Source organism: Leisingera sp. XS_AS12, from assembly GCF_041224635.1.
Lineage (GTDB): Bacteria > Pseudomonadota > Alphaproteobacteria > Rhodobacterales > Rhodobacteraceae > Leisingera.
The window spans coordinates 13961-34404 of the sequence record NZ_JBGFGM010000105.1 but is presented as its reverse complement, the minus strand read 5'-3'; the positions used below and the strand labels follow the sequence as shown (position 1 = coordinate 34404).

Below are 20444 nucleotides of genomic sequence, written 5' to 3'. Positions count from 1 at the left end.
TGGGCCGGGCGGCGGCGTTATCCGCCGAGCGCGATGCCTTCGCGGCGCGGGTCGGCAGCGCCCTTCAGCCCCTCGCCGATCTCGATCGCATGCAGACCGGAGGTGAGGTCGCGGGCATTGACCTTGAAGCCCATCTCGGTCAGCGCCTCGCCCAGGTCTTCGGCGCTGGTGCCTGCCTCGAGGTCATAGGTGCCGAAGCGGTTGACCAGATGCGGCATTGCCAGCGCTTCCTGGATGTCCATGCCCCAGTCGGCCCAGGCCACGATGGATTTCGCCACGTAGCCGATGATCCGGCTGCCGCCGGGCGAGCCGATGGCCAGCACCGGCTGACCGTCGCGCAGCAGGATCGTCGGCGCCATCGAGGAGCGCGGCCGTTTGCCCGGCTCCAGCCGGTTGGCAATCGGCACGCCGTCCTTGTGGCTGCGGAAGGAGAAATCCGTCAGCTCGTTGTTCAGGAGGAAGCCGTTTGTCATCAGCCGCGAGCCAAAGGCGTTTTCGATGGTCGTGGTCATCGACAGGACGTTGCCGTAGCTGTCGACGATGGAGATATGCGAGGTCGAGGGCAGCTCGATCGACTCGTCGTCGGCAAGCAGCAGCGCGTGGTCGAACTCGGGCGCGCCCGGCGACACCTCGGGCAGCGCGTCGTCGCCTTGCAGCAGTTCGGCGCGCGACGCCAGGTAATCCGCCGCCACCAGCCCCTGCACCGGCACCGGCACGTAATCGCTATCGGCCATGTAGCGGCCCCGGTCGGCAAAGGCGAGGCGCGAGGCATCGCCGATCAGCCGCCAGGCCTCGGCACTGTCGGGGCCCATCGCGGCCAGGTCATAGCTGTCGAGCATGCCGAGGATCTGCCCCACGGTCAGTGCGCCGGAGGACGGCGGGCCCATGCCGCAGGCCTCGAAGTCGCGGTACTGGGCGCAGACAGCGGGGCGCTCGCGCACCTGGTAGAGCGCCAGGTCCACCGTCGACAGCACACCGGGGTTGCCCTCTGCGGTCTGCACCGTGCGGCTGATGTCGGCGGCAATCGGCCCGGTATAAAAGGCCGCCGCGCCGCCCTCGGCCAGGGCGCGCAGGGTGGCGGCGTAATCGGGGTTCAGCAACGTGTCCCCTGCCCGCAGCGGCGCGCCGCCGGGCAGGAAATACGCCGCCGTGTGGGCAAACCGCCCAAGCCGGTCGACGTCGCCCTCGACCAGCGCGGCAAGACGTGGCGAGACGGCAAAGCCTTCCTCGGCCAGCTGGATCGCGGGTTCGAACAGCGAGGGCCAGTTGGCGCGCCCCCAGCGCCGATGCGCGGCCTCCAGCAGGGCGGGCGTGCCGGGGGTGCCGACAGAGCGGCCGCCGACCACGGCGTCATAGAATTTGAGCGGTTCGCCGTTTTCATCCTGAAACAGCGTCGGCGTGGCGGCCAGCGGCGCGGTTTCGCGTGCGTCCAGCGTGGTCAGCTCGCCGCTGGCGGCGTCGTACCAGACCAGGAAGGCCCCGCCACCGAGGCCCGAGGATTGCGGCTCAACCAGCCCCAGAACGGTCTGCACCGCCACCATTGCATCCGCCGCCGTGCCGCCCGCGCGCAGGATTCGCGCCCCGGCCTCGACCGCATGCGGGTTGGCGGCAGCCACCATCCAGTTCTCGCCCTTCACCGCGCGGCCTTCGGCCTTGGCGGCCAGCGCTTCGGCGACCTCGGTGGAAATCGCCTCGAAGGTGCCGGAGGTTGCGGCCTCGGGCGCCACCGCATCGGCCGCCTCCTGCGCAAGGACGGGGGCCGCGGCGAGACCGGCGCAGGCCAGAACGACATACTTCATCAAAAATCCTCCCTTGAAAAAACGGCGGCCTCTACAGCATCGAGGGCACCACCTGATCCGGCGGACGGTGACCGTCCTCAAATGTCTTGATGTTCAGCAACACTTTCTCGCCCATCTCGATCCGCCCCTCGATGGTGGCCGAGCCCATATGCGGCAGCAGCACCACGTTGGGCAGCTCGCGCAGGCGCGGGTTGATGTCGGTGCCATGCTCATAGACGTCGAGGCCGGCGCCCGCGATCTCGCCCGCGCGCAGCATCCGGGTCAGCGCGTGTTCGTCGATCACCTCGCCGCGCGAGGTGTTGACGATGACACCGGTCGGTTTCATCAGCTTGAGCCGACGCGCGTTCATCAGGTGGAAGGTCGATGGCGTCGAGGGGCAGTTGACCGAAATCACGTCCATGCGGGCGACCATCTGGTCGAGGCTCTCCCAATAGGTGGCCTCGAGCTTTTCCTCGATCTCGGGGCGCAGGCGGCGGCGGTTGTGGTAATGCACCTGCATACCAAAGGCGGCGGCGCGCCGGGCGACCGCCTGGCCAATCCGCCCCATGCCGAGAATGCCGAGGCGGCGTCCCGCGATGCGCCCCCCCAGAAGCGCGGTCGGCGCCCAGCCCTGCCAGTCGCCCTTCTGCATCACCGCCAGCCCCTCGGGGAGGCGGCGCACCACGGCCATGATCAGCGCCATGGTCATGTCGGCGGTATCATCGGTCAGCACACCGGGGGTGTTGGAGACCAGGATGCCGCGCTGGCGGGCCGTGGCGACATCGATGTGGTCGACCCCGGCACCGTAATTGGCGATCAGCTTGAGCCGCTCGCCGGCCTGTCCCAGCAGCCCGGCATCGATGGTGTCGGTCACCGTCGGCACCAGCACATCGGCCTCCTTCATGGCCGCCGCCAGCTCGGCCCGGCTCATCGGGGTGTCATCCTCGCGCAGGCGCACGTTGAACAATTCGCTCAGCCGCGTTTCCACTGGTTCAGGCAACCGTCGCGTAACGACAACACTCAGTCGGTCTCTTGGCACTTGCGCTCTCCCTTGGGCATTTCTATTCCTGCGCCTGCGTGGCATCGTGGCGCAGGACGCGGACGGGCACAAGAACCCAAGCGCCTCCTGCTGCCGCTGGACGGGAAAAATCCTTCCTTTGGCAAACGGTCAGACCTAAAGCGGGCATCAACGGCAGTACGAATGACAAAGGCAGACAGAAGCGTGACATTTGTGGCAGGGTTTGCGCGCCGCCTGGCGGCGGCGGTCATCGCGGTGACAGTGGCAGGCGCCGCCTGCGCCACCGAGACCCGTGGTCCGGTCACCAACCTGCCGCTGCCCCGTTTCGTGTCGATGAAGGCCGCGAAGGGCAACGTGCGCCGGGGCCCGTCGCTGAGCCACAAGATCGACTGGGTGTTCAAGCGCCGCGGCATGCCGCTGAAGATCACCGCCGAATATGGCCATTGGCGTCGGGTGCAGGATCGCGACGGCTTTGGCGGCTGGGTGCACTATGCCCTGCTGTCCGGGGTGCGCACGGTGCTGGTCGAAGAAGACATGCTGACCGTGCACACCCGCCCCGACAGCAAGGCGCCGGTCAGCGCGGCCTTTGAACTGGGCGTGGTGGCACGGCTGGGCGAATGCCAGCCCGACTGGTGCGAAATCTCGGCCGGTGGCTACAGCGGCTGGGCTCCCAAGAAGAAACTCTGGGGTGTCGCCCCGGATGAGCTGCGCGACTGACACCGGGGAAGCCCGGCGGGCCAACGGGCGCGCAGGGCATCCTGTCAGACCGCCCCCTGCCCTCGCCTTGCTGCTGCCGGGACACGTCCGCCGCGGCAATCCGCGCGCAGGCCGCATGCGCCAAACCATTGCACCCGCAGCAATGGTGATTTACATGGGTGGCACATCCATGGCTGCCAAGGCCGGTCCGGGCCCCCTTTCCGGCCCCCGCCGCGGTGGCACGGCATTTCTCTGATCGGCGCGGTCGCCCGCGCTGGCGTCATCATCAAACCTCCGAACTTCGCTGAAAGGTTGTGGAACATGGCAGAAAACTCAAAGCCCGACGTATTGTATACCATTGTAGACGAAGCGCCCGAACTGGCCTCGGCATCCTTCCTGCCGATCATCCGCAAGTTCGCCTCTGCCGCCGGTGTGACCGTCGGCACCAAGGACATTTCGCTGGCCGGGCGCATCATTGCCGCCTTCCCGGAGAACCTGACCGAAGAGCAGCGCCAGAACGATGACCTGGCCGAGCTGGGCCAGCTGGTGAAGACCCCGGACGCCAATGTCATCAAGCTGCCCAACATCTCTGCTTCGGTGCCGCAGCTGACCGCCGCAATCAAGGAACTGCAGGGCCAGGGCTATGACATCCCGGACTACCCCGAAGAGCCGAAGACCGACGCCGAGAAGGACATCCGTGCGCGCTACGATGCCATCAAGGGCTCGGCGGTGAACCCGGTTCTGCGCGAAGGCAACTCTGACCGTCGCGCTGCCAAGGCAGTGAAGAACTTTGCCCAGAACAACCCGCATTCGATGGGGGAATGGAGCGCCGACAGCAAGACCAAGGTCTCGTCGATGCCGGGCAACGATTTCTACGCCAACGAAAAATCCGCCACCATCACCGCCGCGCAAGCCGGTAACGCGAAGATCGAATTCGTGGCCAAGGACGGCGCCGTCACCGTGCTGAAGGACAGCTGGCCGCTGGAAGAAGGCACCGTTGCGGATGCCACCTTCATGTCGGCCCGCGCGCTGGATGCCTTCCTCGCCGAGGCGATCGAGGACACCAAGTCCGATGGCACCATGTTCTCGCTGCACCTGAAGGCGACCATGATGAAGGTCTCCGACCCGATCATCTTCGGCCACGCCGTCAAGGCCTGGCTGGCACCGGTGTTCGAGAAATACGGCAGCGAGCTGGAAGCGCTGGGCGTGAACCCCAACTCCGGCCTGGGCGACCTGCTGGAACGCGTCAAGGGCAACGCCGAGATCATGGCCGCCATCGACGCGGTGCGCGCCGAGCGTCCCGACATGTACATGGTCGACAGCGACAAGGGCATCACCAACCTGCACGTGCCCTCCGACGTCATCATCGACGCCTCGATGCCCGCGGTGATCCGCGCCGGCGGCAAGGGCTGGGATCAGGACGGCAACAAGGGCGACACCAACTGCGTGATCCCCGACCGCTGCTATGCATCCGTCTACGACGAGACCATCAACTTCTTCAAAGCCAATGGCGCGCTGGACGTGACCACCGCCGGTGCGGTCGCCAACGTCGGCCTGATGGCCCAGAAGGCCGAGGAATACGGCTCGCATCCGACCACCTTCGAGGCGCCCGCAGACGGCACCATCCGCATCGTGCTGGCCAATGGTGAGACGCTGCACTCGCACGACGTGGAAGCCGGTGACATCTGGCGCTCCTGCACCGTGAAGAAAGCCCCGATCGAGAACTGGATCCAGCTGGCGATGGACCGTCAGCGCCTGACCGGCTCCGAGGCGATCTTCTGGCTGGACGCAAACCGCGCCCATGACGCCGAGCTGATCAAATACGTCAAACCGGCGCTGGAAGCCGCGGGCGTGGCCGACAAGTTCAAGATCCTGGCACCGCGCGAAGCCACCCGTCAGTCGCTGGAGACCATCACCGCGGGCAAGGACAGCATCGCCATCACCGGCAACGTGCTGCGCGACTACCTGACCGACCTGTTCCCGATCCTGGAGCTGGGCACCAGCGCCAAGATGCTGTCGATCGTGAAGCTGATGAACGGCGGCGGCCTGTTCGAGACCGGTGCCGGCGGCTCGGCCCCGAAACACGTGCAGCAGCTGGTCGAGGAAAACCACCTGCGCTGGGATTCGATGGGCGAATTCTGCGCGCTGGGGGAATCGCTGAAGTTCCTGGCCGACAGCAAGGGCAACAAGAAGGCCGGCGTGCTGGGCGCGGCGGCAGAGGAAGCGACCCAAGGCATCCTCGACAACAACCGTTCGCCCTCGCGCAAGGTCGGCCAGCCGGACAACCGCGACAGCCACTACTGGTTCGCCCGTTACTGGGCCGAGGCGCTGGCGAAGCAGGAAGACGATGCCGAGCTGGCGGCGCATTTCGCGCCGATCGCCAAGGAACTGGCTGACAAGGAAGCACAGATCCTGGCCGAGCTGGCCGCGGCGCAGGGCGCTCCGGCGGACATCGGTGGCTACTACCACCCCAGCGTCGAGCTGAAGGCCAAGGTCATGCGCCCCTCGGCGACCCTGAACGCCATCATCGACTGATCGACGCGGCAGCTGCCGCAGTCCAAAACAGGAAAACGCCCGGAGCCATGCTCCGGGCGTTTTTATTGGCGCCGTCGTGATCCCCCGGCGATGGTGCCGGGGGCAACCGGGATCAGAAGTCCTGCCACATGTCGCGGGCGGCGTTGCCCTGCGCCACCGGGGCGGCAGCGGGCGCCGAGGCCAGCTCCACGTCCCAGTCGTCATCGCCGTGGGCGGTGGGCACGACCGGGGCGGCAGCGGGCGCCGCGCGGGGTGCAGCCGGGGCCGCGGTCGCCGCGGAGTTGCCGCCCGGGATCTTGAAGTGGGCAACCATCTCGGACAGCTTGGTGGCGTCGGTCTTCAGCATGTGGCCGGCCGCGGTGGCCTCTTCCACCATGGCGGCGTTCTGCTGGGTCACCTGATCCAGCTGGGTCACACCGGTGTTGATCTCGTTCAGGCCAGTGGACTGCTCGGCCGCGCCTTCGGCAATGCCGGACACCAGCTGCGAGATGTGGCTCACCTGCGAGACGATGCTCTGCAGCGCCTCGCCTGCCTTGCCGACCAGATCCACGCCGCGCTCAACCTGCTGCGAGCTGTTGCCAATCAGGGTCTTGATCTCCATCGCCGCATCTGAGGAGCGCTGCGCCAAGGCACGCACTTCGGAGGCCACGACCGCAAAGCCACGGCCGGCTTCGCCCGCGCGGGCCGCCTCGACACCGGCATTCAGCGCCAGCAGGTTGGTCTGGAAGGCGATGTCGTCGATCACGCTGATGATCTGGCTGATGTGGGCCGAGGACTGTTCGATCTCGGTCATCGCGGCCACGGCGCTCTGCACCACCTCGCCACTGGTGCGGGCCTCTTCCTTGGCCTCTTCCATGGTGGCTTCGACGCTGCGAGCGCCTTCGGCGGCGGATTTCACGCTCGCGGTCAGCTCGTCAAGGGCAGCGGCGGTCTGCTCCAGCGTCGCCGCCTGGCTCTCGGTGCGATGCGACAGGTCGTCGGAGGCCTGGCTGATTTCCTCGGCGCCGTTGCGGATGCTGGCGGCGGCGGCGACAACCTGTTCCACGGTGCCGCTGAGGGTGCGCGCGGTGGTGTTGAAGTCCTTGCGCAGCTGTTCGTATTCCTCGGGGAAGCTTTCGGTGATCTGCGCCGTCAGGTCGCCCTGAGACAGCACCGACAGCTTGCCGCGCAGGGTATCCACCACCCGGCTGCGCACGCGGTCCAGCTCCTTCTGCTCCTCCTCCAGCTCACGCTGGCGAATCAGCGCGGTGCGGAACACGTCGAGCGTGCGGGCGATCTCGCCCAGTTCGCTGCGGGCCTCGGTCGACGGGATCTCGCTTTCGGTGTCACCATCGGCCATCGCCTGCATGCGATCCTTCAGCGCGCCAAGCGGGCCGGTCACGCCACGGGTCACGAAGAAGGCACCAATCGACAGGAGCAGCAAGCTGACCGCCATCACGGCAATCGCCTGATTGCGCATGGTGGCTACTTCGGCTTCGATGTCGGAAACATAGGCGCCGGTGCCGATGATCCAGCCCCAGGGCTTGAACGCCTGCACATAGCCGATCTTGGCTTCCATCACGTCAGAGTTGGGCTTCTTGAAGTAATAGGTCAGATCGCCCGCGCCTTTGCTGGCAGCGATCTTTTCCAGCTCGACAAAGACGTTCATGCCTTTGACGTCCTTGTAGCCCGCCTGGTTGGTGCCGACCCAATCGGGCACAACAGGGTGAGCCTGTACGGTGATTTCATGGTCAAACACGAAGACGTAGCCCGCGTCACCGAAGCGCAGCGCAGTCAGGCGCTCGCGGCCGATGTCACGCGCCTCCTCCGGGGTGAAGCGGCCATCCGCCACCCCCTGTTCGAGGTCATGCAACAGGCTGATCGCCGCATCGGTGACATTGTGCAGCTCGGCCTTGCGCATGGCGTAGGCGTTTTGGGTGACCTGGGTCAGGATCAGGACTGTCAGCCCCGCGGTCATCACAAGGGCGAGCAGCGCGAGCGCGTAGATCCGCACAGGTAAGCGGTACATGAAAGCTGGCATTATTACAGGGTCCTTTTATTGGGCCATTTGCCAAAGCTTTAGTGCCAGCTTCCTAAAAAAGTCCTAGCCTCGGTATTCCATTTAAAATTGCTCTGATTTTACGGTGCCTTTTCGACGGAAAGCGGCCACGGCAACGGCCGCCGCAGGCCCATTTCCGGGCGGTGCGGCTGTCTTTGGATCGTCGTGGATGGTCCGTTGCCGGGAACGGCGCGGTCAGTCGTTGGTCGATTCGTGCACCGCGGCAACCGCCCAGGCCTCGAGCGCGTCGAGGTCCGGTTCGGCAGCCGTTGCCAGCCCGTCCGCGAAGGCCTGAAAGGGGGCGACGTTCAGCCGGTTCACACCGGACAGCACCGGGATGCCCCTTGCCAGCGCCTCGGCGATCACTGGCCGCATGCCGCGCCCGTCGGCCTCGTGCTTGCCGAATTTGTTCACGATCATCAATTGCGGCAGCGGATCAGATTGCAGCGCCGCCGAGACCTGCCCCACCGCGCGTTCCAGCGCCTCGGGGTTGAGGCGGCATCCGCGCGATCCGGCCCCCAGCGACTGCGAGATACGGATCGTTTCGCCATCCGGCAGCACCCGCACATCCATGTCGCACAGCTCGCTGTCGTGGCACTCCACGTTGGTCTGCACGATGCCGCCCAGACGGATGCCGCGGGCCTGCAGGCGGTCGGCCAGGGCGCTCAGCAAACGGTCGGTGGCGCCGCGTTCCTCGGTCATCACGTAGGCGAGTTGCATGGGTCGTGTTCTCCGGTGTCGTGCTGTCCCATAGGTGGGGATATGGCCGTCAGGGTCAAGCCCGGATGGCCGCGAAACATCGGCGGGCAACCACCTGAAGACAGGAAAGGGCACCGCTGGGGTGCCCTCTCTGTTGGTCGGCAAGGTCCGAACGCGTCAGAGCCCCAGCGCGCGGCGACGGTCCTCGGCAAAGCCCTGCACGATGCGGTCGGCAATCAGCGCGAGGATCGCCATCGCCGCCCCGGCAGAAATGCCCAAGCCCACATCCGCCTTGCCCAGCGCCAGGTAGATCGACTGGCCGAGGCCGGTGGTGCCGATCAGCGCCGCGATCACCAGCATCGCAAAGGCATAGAGGATCGTCTGGTTCAGCCCCAGCAGGATCGACGGTGCCGCATAGGGCGCGCGCACGTCGCGCAGCATCTGCCAGCGGGTCGCGCCGGAAGCGGTCGCGGCCTCGATCATCTCGGCCGGGGTCTCGGTCAGCCCGTGGCGGGTGTAGCGGATCATCGGCACGATGGCATAGGCGATGATCGCGAGGAAGGCCGAGAACTCGCCGATCTGGAACACCATCAGGACCGGGATCAGGAAGACGAACAGCGGGATCGTCTGCAGCATGTCACAGATGGGCCGCACGACGCGCCACACGGTGGGCGACAGGGCCGAGGCCAGCCCAATGCCGCCGCCCAGCAGCGTGCAGGCAAAGACCGCAGCGCCCGACAGGTACAGGGACAGCAGCGCGCGCTCCCACAGGCCGGAGACCAGGATGGTGGTGAGCAGCACAACGGTCAGCAGCGCCAGCCCGCGCCCCGCCGCGACCCAGGCCAGCGCGCCCGCGCCCGCCAGCACGAAGGGCCAGGGCAACTGCGAAATCCCGGTCTCGAGCATGCCCGCCGCGATCAAGATCATCAGCCCCAGCGCCAGGTGGCCGCGCCAGGCGCAAAGCAGGCCGAGGGCGGCGCCGGCGGCGAACAGCGCCGCGCTCATCGCGGGGGTCCAGGCAAAGCCCCAGGTAAAGGGCAGCACCGCCTGATCCAGCCCGATGCGCAGCGGCAGCAGGACATAGAACATCACGTTGTTCTTCAACGCCGTCAGCGCCGCGGCATTGGCGGTGGTAAAGGCTGACAGCCCGGCATCGACACGATCCGCCACCGGGTTGAACAGGGTGTAATCCTCGGCCGAGCCAAGGCTGCCCCAGAACAGCACACTGGCCAGCACGCCCAGCCCAAGGATGGCCCAGGCCACGCGCGGATCATGGCGGTGGCGGCGGTCCTCGGTCAATGTGCCGCTCATCCGGTCGATCAGGATGGCGAAGATCACGATCACCAGACCTGCCAGCAGGCTCTGGCCGAACTGTGCCTTGCGCATGGTCAGGAGCACCTCCCAGCCGATGTCGTCAAAGCCGCCGATCACGGCGGCGATGATCACCATCGACAGCGCCGCCATCAGGCATTGGTTGACGCCAACCATGATCTGGCGGCCGGCCGAGGGGATCTCGCATTGAAACAGCTGTTGCAGCCTTGTGCCGCCGGACATGACGGCGGCTTCCTTGATCTCGGGCTCGACGCGCTGCAGCCCCAACAGCACATTGCGCGCCATTGGCGGCGCCGCATAGATCGCCGAGGCAATCAGCCCCACCACCGGGCCAAAGCCGAACAGCACCAGCAGGGGCGTAAGGTACGCGAAGGTCGGCACCGTCTGCATCACGTCCAGCGTGGCCTGCACCGGGCCGCGGATGCGGGGGTATTCATTGGCGAGGATACCGATGCCGCCGCCGATCAGCAGCGCCAACGGCACCGAGACCGCCACCAGCGCCAGCGTGTTCATGCCCTCGGACCAGTAGCCCGAGGCCAGCACGAACCCCAGCCCGACAAGGGCCATCAGCGCCATGCGCAGCCCGCCCAGCATCCAGCCCAGCGCGGTGGCGGCGGCGATCAGCAGCGGCCAGGGGGTCTGGTTCAGGGCGGCACTGGCGGCCTCCATCGGGTAGAACAGCAGCGCCGAGAACGCCCGCGCGGCGGGTTTGATCAGCAGCAGGAACCATTCCACCCCTGCCCCGACCCAATCGGTCGCGGGCAGCACCCAGGCCTTGGGGAATTGCACCAGCCACGGCGCCACGCCCTCCAGCAGCAGGCACAGCGCGCCGACTATGGCGGCCAGCAGCGCGGCCTGCGCGCCCTTGGTCAGCTGGGTCATGGCTGCTCCACCTGCAGCGCGGCGGCGAGATCGGCGGGGTTCACCACGCCCACCAGCTGGCCGTCCGGTGCGCGCACCGGCACCGGCTCATACAGCTCCATGCAGCGGGCCAGAGCCGCGTCCAGCGTCATGTCCTGGCGCAGGCCGGGATCGTCGGGGCCATGCGCCAGCGCGTCACCGGTCTGCATCACCGAGGCCACGCGGGCGTGCTGCCCCTTGGCCACATCGCGGGAGAATTCACGCACGTAATCATCGGCCGGACGCAGCACGATATCGGCGGGGGTGCCGATCTGCACGATCTTGCCATCGCGCATGATGGCAATGCGATCGGCCAGCTTCAGGGCTTCGTTGATGTCATGGGTGATGAAGACGATGGTGGTCTTCAGTTTGGCCTGAATTTCCAGGAACTCGTCCTGCAGCTGCCGCCGGATCAGCGGGTCCAGCGCCGAGAAGGGTTCGTCCAGGAACCAGACCGAGCAATCCGCCACCAGCGAGCGGGCGATGCCGACGCGCTGGCGCTGGCCGCCGGACAGCTCGCGCGGGTAATGGCGTTCGCGGCCGCCGAGGCCGACGAGATCGATCACCTCCTGCGCCTTGGCCATGCGCTGGCTTTTCCTCATGCCCTGCACCCGCAGGGGATAGGCGACGTTTTCGGCCACGGTCATATGCGGGAACAGGCCGAAGTGCTGGAACACCATGCCCAGCTTCTTGCGGCGCAGTTCGATCAGCCGTTTGGGGCTGGCCTCGACGATGTTCTCGCCGTCGATGCGGATCTCGCCGCCGGTGGCGTGCAGCAGATGCGAAATGCAGCGGATCAGGGTGGATTTGCCGGAGCCGGACAGGCCCATGATCACGAACAGCTCCCCCTCCTGCACCTCAAAGGAGGCGTCCTGCACCGCGGGCACCAATCCGCGGGCGCGCAGATCATCCGCGGCGGCCTGCGGATTGTCAGTCTGCGACAGCACCTGCTTCAGGGCGCTGTCGGCGTTCTTGCCAAACACCTGCCAGACATTCCGGCAGGTGATGGCGGGCGTATCGGAGCCGCTCACAGGCATCGGCTCAGTTGGTGGCGGCGTCGACTACCGGGCGCCATTTGTCCTCGTTGGCGGCCATCCAATCGGCAACGACCTGTTCGACCTTGCCGCCGTCCACGTCAATCGCGCCCATCATCGGCTGCTGGTCTTCCACCGCCAGGGTGTAGTTCGCGAGGATTTCATAGGCGGCGGGCCAGGTTTCTTCCATGCCGGACCAGGCAGCCTTGAAGATGCGCGAAGGCGCAAAGTCGCAGTCGTTCACCGCGTTGGGGTTCGGCCCCCAGGCGGGATCGGAGAAACAGGCGTCCTCGCCCGGGGGCAGGTCGACGAATTTGACGTCATAGGCCGACATCGCCCAATGCGGCTGCCAGAAGGTGATCAGCAGCGGCGTCTTGCGCTCGGTCGCGGCGCGCAGCTCGACGATCAGCGCCGCCTCGGACCCTGCGGGCACGGCCTTGAACGGCAGCTCCAGGGCAGCCATGCGGTCGGCACCGGGCGTGCCCCAGTCGGCGGGGTAGTCCACCAGGCGGCCCTGCGGCAGGGTTTCGGCGGTGGCAAACTGCATCGCGCAGTCGCGCAGGGCTTCCCAGGCCGGCAGGCCGGGGCACAGCTCGGCCACATGCGCCGGGTAGGCGATGCCTTCGCGGGCGTTCAGCTCCAGATCGCCCAGTTCGACCACGGTGCCTTCCTCGACCTTCTTGGCGTATTCGTCGGAAACGTTGGAGGACCAGATTTCCAGCGTTGCGTGGATGTCGCCGTCGGCAATGGCCTGGAACTGGTTCAGCATGCCGGCCGAGACGTATTCCACCTCATAGCCCGCGGCCTTCAGCATCTCGCCCGCGATATGGGTGGTCACGTGCTGGCCGGTCCATTCGTTCAGCGCCAGCTTGATCGGCTTGGAGGTGTCGCCCAGCTCCGCGGCCGAGGCCAGACCAGCGGCCACGGTCATGGAGGCGGCGCCCAGCGCCAACGCATATCCCTTGAAGTTCATCCTGATACTCCCTGTCATGTGTGTGCGCCGCCGAAGGCCCGGCTGTGGCGCTGTTTTTGGAACCCGGTGGTTCGCGGCACGGGTCTGCGCGTGGAACGGGTCCACGCAAACCCCGCGTGCCGATGAGACCGAGTGTGGCGGGTGATACTGCAAGTATTTGAACCTATTACGGCGCTTTGTCGAGCAAATGCGGCACGAAAGGCAAAACTTCCTGAACGAGAGATCAGCTTTTTAACTTGTGAAACAAGTTTTTCCCGTCCCCGGAACAAGTGTGCCCCCGCCGATGGCAGGGGCACGATCGCGGCACCGCGCGGATCAGAACCGCGCCGGCGTGTCGGGTATCAGCTGCGGCCGGCGCCCAGCGCGGCTTCGACGATCGGCATCCATTTGGCCCGGTTCACCGCCAGCCAGCCGCGCGCCGCGCCCTGCACGGTTTCGCCGCGCACGTCGACAAGGGCAATCAGCGGCTGCTGGTCCCAGATGCTGAGCTGGAACTGTTTCAGGATCTCATGCGCGGCGGGCCAGCGCTGCTGCAGGCCCGGCCAGGCGGCCTTGACCACGCCGCCGCGGTAGAAATCGCAGTCGCCGGTGGCTTTGGGGTTCGGCCCCCAGGCGGGATCGCTGTGGCAGGCCGGTTCGGGTTTCGGCAGGCGGACGAACTGCAGCGCGTAGGAGGACATCGCCCAGTGCGGCGCCCAGAAGGTCGAGATCACCGGGCGGCGGTCCTTGTAGGCCTGCTGGAAGGTCTCGATCATCGCCGCCTCGCTGTCGGCGGCCACCACGTCGAACGGCAGCTCCAGCGCCCGGATCCGGTCGGCCCCGGGCGAGCCCCAGGAGGCCGGATAGGACAGGTAGATGCCCCGCTCGCCCTTGCCATCGGCCGAAAAGATGCCCGCACAGTCGCGCAGCGCTTCCCAATTGGGCAGGCCGGGGCACATCTGCGCCACGTAGGGCGGCACCACGACGCCGTTGCGCGCGTCGAGCCCCATGTCGCCGAGTTCCTCCAGCTGGCCGCTGTCACGCGCCGCCAGATAGGCTTCCGGGCTGCTCGTGGTCCAGATCTCGACCATTGCATGAAAGTCGCCGTCGGCGATTTCCTGGTAGATCGCGGATTGGTCTGCCTCGGCATATTCCACGGTATATCCGGCGTGTTCCAGCATGCCGCCGACGATGTAGGTCGACAGCTGCTGGCCGGTCCAGTTGTTCAGCGACAGGCGGATCGGCGTGCTCCGCTCCCCCATCTCCAGTGCGTTCCCCACCGTTGGCATGGCCAGCGCCAGCGCGGCCACCATTGCCCTGAGCTTCATTGGCGTCACTCCCGTACTGCCAGTCGTCTTGCAGCCACCCGCGAAGGGCAGCGCAGCACCGGAGATAGCAAGCCCGGATTGAGAAAGATTAACGCGCGGCGGGCCGTTGCCCGCAACCGGCCGGAAAAACGATTAAAACTCGTGCCAACCGCGCATTTCCCCGCCGAAACGTCGCAAAGCGTCAGCCTGTCTTGCGCGCCAGCAGCAGCACCGGATCATAGGTCAGCGGCAGCCGCCCCGCCCGCCCGAAGCGGGCGCGGTAGCGGTCCTCGAAGTCGCGCAGGCGGCGGCGGCTCCAGCCCTGCTGGGCGTGACCGTTGACGCCGGTCTGGCGCAGGTGCTTCAGCAGCGCCATGGCACCGTCGAAATGCAGCACCTGCGGGGTCTGCTCCAACGCGTGGATCTCCAGCCCGGCGGGCAGCATGGCGGGCCAGTCCGCCGCATCAAGATAGCTCGGGGCCGCGGCGGCAGAGCCGAGCGCCGCCAGCTCGTGGAACTGGTTGCGGCCAAAACCCGACAGAAGCAGCCAACCGCCCGGCGCAAGATGGTCCGCGAGCCGCGCCAGCAGCTCCGGCAGGTCGGCGATCCACTGCACCGTCGAGGCCGAGGCGACGAGGTCCAGCTGCGCAGGCAGCGACAGCGTCTCGATCGGCCCGGCCGCGAACCGCGCCTGCGCCCGCGTCGCCCGTGGCAGGACAGAGAGCGCGGCGGAGGCCTCGGGGACCAGATCGTTCAGCAGCAGTCGGCCAAAGTCGAAGCGCTGCGCCAGCTGCTGCGTCAGGTGGCCGGTGCCGCAACCGAACTCCACGGCGCTGCCGATTTGCCGCGGGCCCCCGGCCTCGGCCAGCAGCTGCGCCAGCCGGGCCGCGATCTGCGCCTGCACCGAGGCCGCGCGGTGATAGCTGCCCAGCCCGCGCCGGAAGCTTTGGCGGATGCGGGTCTGATCGGGGATGCGGGCGCCGATGTCCTTCATTGCAGCAGCGCCTCCCAGCTGGAGAACCAGTCGAAGGGCGCATGCGGGGCGTCGATGCTGCGCACCGGCTGGCCTTCCCAGGCGCGGGCCAGGTTGGCGGGCGGAAAGATCTTGTCGGCGGAGCTGATCCAGACGCGGTCGAACGCGACGTGGGGCGCGTCGCCGCGCGCCTCGACGGCCAGCAGTTCGGCCCGGCGGGCAGCCACGTCCAGGGGCTGGTCCGGCTGCGGAGCGCCGAAGACGCGGGTCAGGAACTGCTGGAAGCTGGCCGCGTCCAGCGTTTCCACCGTGCGGCGAAAGATGGCCGGCGGGATGCCGGTGTTGCGGCTGACCGGAGAGAGGCTGCCATTCACCGCCACCTTGCGGGCGAAGGGATCCGGGCGGGACTGCTGCCAATGGGCGTAAGACGCCACGCCAAAGGACCAGGCCACGAGTGTGACGCTGTCATAGGCCGACAGGTCCGGCAGTTCGGCCTCAAGCGCGGTGTAGTCGCTGGCAAAGAGGATATCCTGCGGGCCGCTCAGATGGGCGAAGACCTGTGGCCCGACGGCCCAGCCTCCGAAGACCACTATGGCTTCGGACGCCTGCCCGGCGGCACCGCCGGGCATCGCCCGTCCGCCTCCCGCGGCCGGGCCATGCTCTTGTGCCTGTTTCAGCCAGCGGAAATACACGGCCTATAGCTCCCGCGCCAGCCGCAGCATGCCTGCGGTGATCTCGCTGAGTTGGTCGGGCGTCGTGATGAAGGGCGGCATGGTATAGATGTTGTGACCGAAGGGGCGCAGGAAGACCCCCATCTCGTGCGCCCGCGCATGGGCCTCGTCCGCAGATACGCGGTGCTTCATCTCGATCACGCCGATGGCGCCCAGCACCCGCACGTCCGCGACATGGGGCAGGTCACGGGCCGGGGCGAGCTCGGCCTGCATCTGCTCGGCAATCGCCGCCACCCGCCCGCGCCAGTCCTGCCCGGTCAGGAGATCCAGCGATGCCTTGGCCGCAGCGCAGGCCAGCGGATTGCCCATATAGGTCGGCCCGTGCATGAACAGGCCCGGATTGCCGCCACCGATGCCTGTCGCCACGCGGTCGTTGGTCATGGTGCAGGCAAAGGAGATATGACCGCCGGTCAACCCCTTGCCAAGACAGATGATGTCGGGCTCGACGTTGCAGAAGCCGGTTGCAAACAGCTCCCCCGTGCGGCCAAAGCCGGTGGCGATCTCGTCGAAGATCAGCAGGATGCCCAGCTCATCGCAAAGCGCGCGGGCCTGGTTGAGGTATTCCGGGTGGTAGAAATACATCCCGCCGGTGCCCTGCACGACGGGCTCCAGGATGAAGGCGGCGATCCTGTCGGCATTGGCCTCCAGCACCGCGCGCAGTTCCCCCAAGCCGTTCTGCGCCGGATCGTCGGTCCAGTCCTGGTCCAGCCTGACCGGCGGGCGGGGGACGAAATGCTGCACGCTCAGCGCGCCCTGAAACAGGTGGTGCATGCCGGTGTCGGGGTCGCAGACGCTCATCGCCTTCCAGGTGTCGCCATGATAGCCGGAGCGGATGGTTGCGAACTCCTGTCGCTGCGGCTTGCCGATGGCGTGCTGGTACTGCACCGCCATTTTCATCGCCACCTCGACCGAGACCGAGCCCGAGTCGCAGTAGAAAATGCGGGTCAGGCTGTCCGACGTGATCTCCAGAAGTTTGCGGCCGAGGTCGATTGCCGGATCATGGGTCAGCCCGCCGAACATCACATGCGGCAGGGTGTCGAGCTGGTCGTGAATGGCCGATGTGATCGCCGGGTTCCTGTGGCCGTGCATCATGCACCACCAGGACGACATGGCGTCAATCAGCCGGGTGCCGTCCTCCAGCGTGATATGCACGCCCTCGGCCTCCTTCACCACGAAGGTGGGACCGGGTTTGGTGACGTTGGTATAGGGGTGCCACAGGTGCTGCTGGTCAAATTGCAGCTGGGTGAGGTCAGAAGCGCTCATGCCGGGTCCTCCTCCGCCGCCAGCGCCTCGCGGATCAGGTCGAGGTGGATGTTCTCGGCAAAGGCCTGCGCCAGCGCCGCGGAGCATTCATCGGTGCGCGCAGCACCGGGGCCGCCCGCGTCGCTGCCCAGCCCCGGCGCGCTGCGCAGGGCTTCGACAAAGGGCAGCCGCCCCAGATGCGCCGCCTTGCCGAACTGGCAGATGGTTTCCTCGACCTCCGGCTCCGGGTTGCCGATGAAGGCAACGCCCACCACCTCGCAGCCCGCATCGCGCAACGCCTTCAGCGACAAAAGCGTGTGGTTGATGGTGCCAAGCTGGGTGCGCGCACACAGGATCACCGGCGCGCCCCAGCGCGCGATCAGATCCAGATAGAGCTCACGCCGGTTCAGCGGCACCATGAGGCCGCCCGCGCCCTCGGCCACGAGCACACCATCGGTGTCCGGCAGCTGCAGCGTCCCGGTGTCGATTTCCGCCCCCTCGGCCTCTGCCGACAGATGCGGCGAGGCCGGGAGCTGCAGAAGATAACCCTCGGGCAGCGCCGGGCGGCCGGACAGGCGGGAGACGATCTGGCTGTCGGTCTCGTCCTCCAGCCCCGATTGCACCGGTTTCCAGTAGGTTGCCTCCAGCGCCTGCACCAGTCCGGCCGAGAAGATGGTCTTGCCGATGCCGGTGTCGGTGCCGGTCACGATCAGCGTGTTTCTGGGCGTCATGAGCGTGCCTCCAGTTCGCGGGCAAGGGTTTCTAACATCGAGGTGATGACCCCTGCCCCGGTATTCAAGGTGATCGACAGCCGCAGCCGCGCGGTGCCGCGGGGCACCGTGGGCGGGCGGATGCCGCGGATGTCATAGCCGTGACCCTGCATCGCCGCGGCCAGCGCCATGGTGCGCTTGTCGTCGCCGATCACCACCGGCAGGATCTGGCTGTCAAAACCGTCCAGCCCGCACAGGCGTTTGGCCTCATCTTGGGCGTGGGCGATCCCGGCCCAGGCCTGCTCCCGGCGGGTCGGGTTCTGGCGCAGTTCCTGCAGGGCGGCGCGCACGAGGGCGGCGTTCAGCGGTGACGGAGCCGTCGCATAGATGAAGCCGCGCGCCTTGTTGATGAGGGTCTCGATCAGCACCCGCTGGCCGCAGATCAGTGCGCCGGAGGCGCCCAGCGCCTTGCCGCAGGTGTGTAAGGACAGAACGTTGGGGCGGTGCGCGATCTCATGCGCCAGACCGCGGCCCATGTCGCCGAAGACGCCGGTGGAATGCGCCTCGTCGACCACCAGCACCGCACCGGTCGCATCCGCCAGTGCCATAAGCGCGTCCAGCGGGGCGAGATCGCCGTCCATGGAATAGACGGCCTCGACCGCGATCCAGACCTGCCCCGCGCCGCCCGACGCACGCCAGTCGCGCAGCACCCGCGCTGCATCGTCTGTGTCACCGTGGGCAAAGCTGCGGGTCTCGGCGCGGCCCAGCCGCATGCCGTCATGGGTGCTGGCGTGGATCAGCGCGTCATAAAGCACCAGATCGCCCTGCTGCGGCAGCGCGGAGAAGATCGCCTGGTTGGCGTTGAAACCGCCGCCCATGAACAGCGCCGCCTCGGTGCCGAAGAACGCGGCCGCCTCCGCCTCCAGCCGCTGATGCTCGGCGTCGTTGCCGCGCAAGAGGCGCGAACCACCCGCCCCCACCGGCACGCCGCGCGCCAGCGCGTCCGATGCGGCGGCGCGCAGCACCTCGCTGCTCGCCAGACCGAGGTAGTCGTTGGAGGCAAAATCATGCCCCTCCCGCGGCATCAACTGCCGGTAGCGCCCGCGGCTGCGCAGCGCTTCCAGCGATTTTTCATGCCGTGGAAAGGCGCCCGCCATCAGCGGCTGCCGTCGCAGCCCACGGCCATCGCGGTGATGCCCAGACGGTCGAACAGCTGCTGGTCCTTGTCTTCCTCGGGGTTGTCGGCGGTCAGCAGGGTGTCGCCAACAAAGATCGAGTTGGCGCCGGCAAAGAAGCACATCGCCTGCATCTCGTCCGACATGTCGGTGCGGCCTGCCGACAGGCGCACGTGGGACTTGGGCATCAGGATGCGGGCCAGCGCCACCGAGCGGACGAATTCGATCGGGTCCAGCTTTTCGACATTGGCCAGCGGCGTGTCGGCGATCGGGATCAGCATGTTGACCGGCACCGAATCAGGGTGCTGCTCCAGCGTGGCCAGCGCCAGCATCATGTCGATGCGGTCCATCTGCTGCTCGCCCATGCCGACGATGCCGCCCGAACACACCTTGATGCCCGCTTCGCGCACCTTGTTCAGGGTGTCGATCCGGTCCGCAAAAGTGCGGGTGGTGATGATTTCCTTGTAGTAGCGCTCGGAGGTGTCGATGTTGTGGTTGTAGTAATCCAGCCCGGCATCGCGCAGGCGGAACACCTGCTCCTCGTCCAGCATGCCCAGGGTCATGCAGGTTTCCATGCCCAGTTCCTTGACCCCTTTCACCATCGCCTCAAGGGCGGCCATGTCGCGGTCCTTGGGCGAGCGCCAGGCGGCGCCCATGCAGTAGCGGGTCGCGCCGCCTTCCTTGGCTTTCTTTGCCTCCGCGATCACCCGCTGTACCTCGATCAGCTTGGAGGCCGAGAGCTGTGCGCCGTTGCGGGCGGACTGCGAGCAATAGGCGCAATCCTCGGCGCAGCCGCCGGTCTTGATGCTCAGGAGCTTGGATTTCTGGACCTGGTTGGGGTCGAAATACTGCCGGTGGACGCTGTGCGCATGGAACAGCAGGTCCATGAAGGGCTTGTTGTAGATCTCTTCCGCTTCTTCGCGGGTCCAGTCGGTCCGGATGGGTGCAGCGTCCAGCATGCTGTCTCCTGTGCTCATGTCCCTGCCATGCGCGGATGGCGTTGCGAAATTTTATAGATAACTTTGCCACCCCCGATCAAGCACCAAAGCGGCGGCGCAGCAATTTGCCACGAGGTGGGCCGAAATATCCCACTAACGCACTATTATTGTTATATAAAAATAATCTACAAAAATTCATGTTGACGCCACGATCACTGCTCCCTAACCCTAAAGCCACGCAGGGGAGTCCCGCCAAGGGGACTGAGAGGTGGACAGGAACGGCATCAGCCGGGCCGGTGAAGCGACCCTTTGAACCTGACCCAGTTGATACTGGCGTAGGAAGCTAGGCACGCTTGGCCACCGGGGATCGTACAGCCCCGCATGCC

Annotated in this window: 16 protein-coding genes and 1 riboswitch; of the genes, 2 read left to right on the top strand and 14 right to left on the bottom strand. The window is 66.8% G+C overall.

From position 1 onward, the window contains the following. Positions 1 to 17 precede the first annotated feature (17 nt). Both ggt and AB9K35_RS13885 read right to left on the bottom strand, forming a co-directional pair. The gene (gene ggt / locus AB9K35_RS13890; RefSeq protein ID WP_369926939.1) at positions 18 to 1799 is read right to left on the bottom strand and encodes a gamma-glutamyltransferase; all 1782 of its coding nucleotides are present in this window, start codon (positions 1797 to 1799) and stop codon (positions 18 to 20) included. Positions 1800 to 1830: 31 nt separating this feature from the next. Then, positions 1831 to 2817: a D-glycerate dehydrogenase gene (locus AB9K35_RS13885; protein ID WP_222455213.1), complete on the bottom strand. Its 987-nt coding sequence runs from the start codon at positions 2815 to 2817 to the stop codon at positions 1831 to 1833. Between the two features lie 192 nt (positions 2818 to 3009). Here AB9K35_RS13885 and AB9K35_RS13880 point away from each other — a divergent pair, with 192 nt between their 5' ends. Both AB9K35_RS13880 and AB9K35_RS13875 read left to right on the top strand, forming a co-directional pair. Beyond that, on the top strand, positions 3010 to 3513 hold the full coding sequence (locus AB9K35_RS13880; RefSeq protein ID WP_369926993.1) for an SH3 domain-containing protein: 504 nt from the start codon (positions 3010 to 3012) through the stop codon (positions 3511 to 3513). 300 nt (positions 3514 to 3813) lie between these two features. Continuing rightward, positions 3814 to 6027 carry an NADP-dependent isocitrate dehydrogenase gene (locus tag AB9K35_RS13875; protein ID WP_222455215.1) on the top strand — a complete coding sequence of 738 codons (2214 nt, stop codon included), beginning with the start codon at positions 3814 to 3816 and terminating at the stop codon, positions 6025 to 6027. Positions 6028 to 6139: 112 nt separating this feature from the next. Here AB9K35_RS13875 and AB9K35_RS13870 read toward each other — a convergent pair whose 3' ends face one another. From AB9K35_RS13870 to bioB, 12 genes are all read right to left on the bottom strand, one after another. Then, entirely contained in the window at positions 6140 to 8047 is a 1908-nt protein-coding gene (locus tag AB9K35_RS13870; RefSeq protein WP_369926936.1) for a methyl-accepting chemotaxis protein, read from the bottom strand. 213 nt (positions 8048 to 8260) lie between these two features. Then, a complete protein-coding gene (locus tag AB9K35_RS13865) occupies positions 8261 to 8785 on the bottom strand; it encodes a DUF2478 domain-containing protein (RefSeq protein WP_222455217.1) in 525 nt (174 codons plus the stop codon). Between the two features lie 156 nt (positions 8786 to 8941). Then, positions 8942 to 10978: an ABC transporter permease gene (locus AB9K35_RS13860; protein ID WP_369926934.1), complete on the bottom strand. Its 2037-nt coding sequence runs from the start codon at positions 10976 to 10978 to the stop codon at positions 8942 to 8944. Continuing rightward, entirely contained in the window at positions 10975 to 12027 is a 1053-nt protein-coding gene (locus tag AB9K35_RS13855) for a glycine betaine/L-proline ABC transporter ATP-binding protein (RefSeq protein ID WP_369926932.1), read from the bottom strand. Before AB9K35_RS13855 ends, AB9K35_RS13860 begins: the two co-directional genes overlap by 4 nt. A 10-nt stretch (positions 12028 to 12037) precedes the next feature. Beyond that, positions 12038 to 13003, bottom strand: coding sequence for an ABC transporter substrate-binding protein (locus AB9K35_RS13850; RefSeq protein ID WP_369926930.1), 966 nt, complete (start codon positions 13001 to 13003; stop codon positions 12038 to 12040). A 341-nt stretch (positions 13004 to 13344) separates the two neighbouring features. After that, the gene (locus tag AB9K35_RS13845; RefSeq protein ID WP_369926928.1) at positions 13345 to 14310 is read right to left on the bottom strand and encodes an ABC transporter substrate-binding protein; all 966 of its coding nucleotides are present in this window, start codon (positions 14308 to 14310) and stop codon (positions 13345 to 13347) included. A 181-nt stretch (positions 14311 to 14491) separates the two neighbouring features. Next, positions 14492 to 15283, bottom strand: a complete 792-nt coding sequence (locus tag AB9K35_RS13840) for a methyltransferase (protein ID WP_369926926.1) — start codon at positions 15281 to 15283, stop codon at positions 14492 to 14494. Further along, positions 15280 to 15954, bottom strand: coding sequence for a pimeloyl-ACP methyl esterase BioG family protein (locus AB9K35_RS13835; RefSeq protein WP_369926924.1), 675 nt, complete (start codon positions 15952 to 15954; stop codon positions 15280 to 15282). Before AB9K35_RS13835 ends, AB9K35_RS13840 begins: the two co-directional genes overlap by 4 nt. A 3-nt stretch (positions 15955 to 15957) precedes the next feature. Beyond that, positions 15958 to 17256, bottom strand: coding sequence for an adenosylmethionine--8-amino-7-oxononanoate transaminase (bioA, locus tag AB9K35_RS13830; protein ID WP_369926922.1), 1299 nt, complete (start codon positions 17254 to 17256; stop codon positions 15958 to 15960). Next, positions 17253 to 17966, bottom strand: coding sequence for a dethiobiotin synthase (bioD, locus tag AB9K35_RS13825; RefSeq protein WP_369926920.1), 714 nt, complete (start codon positions 17964 to 17966; stop codon positions 17253 to 17255). The genes bioA and bioD overlap by 4 nt, the downstream gene beginning before the upstream one ends. Next, a complete protein-coding gene (locus tag AB9K35_RS13820; protein WP_369926918.1) occupies positions 17963 to 19102 on the bottom strand; it encodes an 8-amino-7-oxononanoate synthase in 1140 nt (379 codons plus the stop codon). The genes bioD and AB9K35_RS13820 overlap by 4 nt, the downstream gene beginning before the upstream one ends. Next, the gene (gene bioB, locus AB9K35_RS13815; protein WP_369926916.1) at positions 19102 to 20079 is read right to left on the bottom strand and encodes a biotin synthase BioB; all 978 of its coding nucleotides are present in this window, start codon (positions 20077 to 20079) and stop codon (positions 19102 to 19104) included. Before bioB ends, AB9K35_RS13820 begins: the two co-directional genes overlap by 1 nt. A gap of 209 nt (positions 20080 to 20288) precedes the next feature. Next, positions 20289 to 20417: riboswitch (TPP riboswitch) on the top strand. Positions 20418 to 20444: the final 27 nt, after the last annotated feature.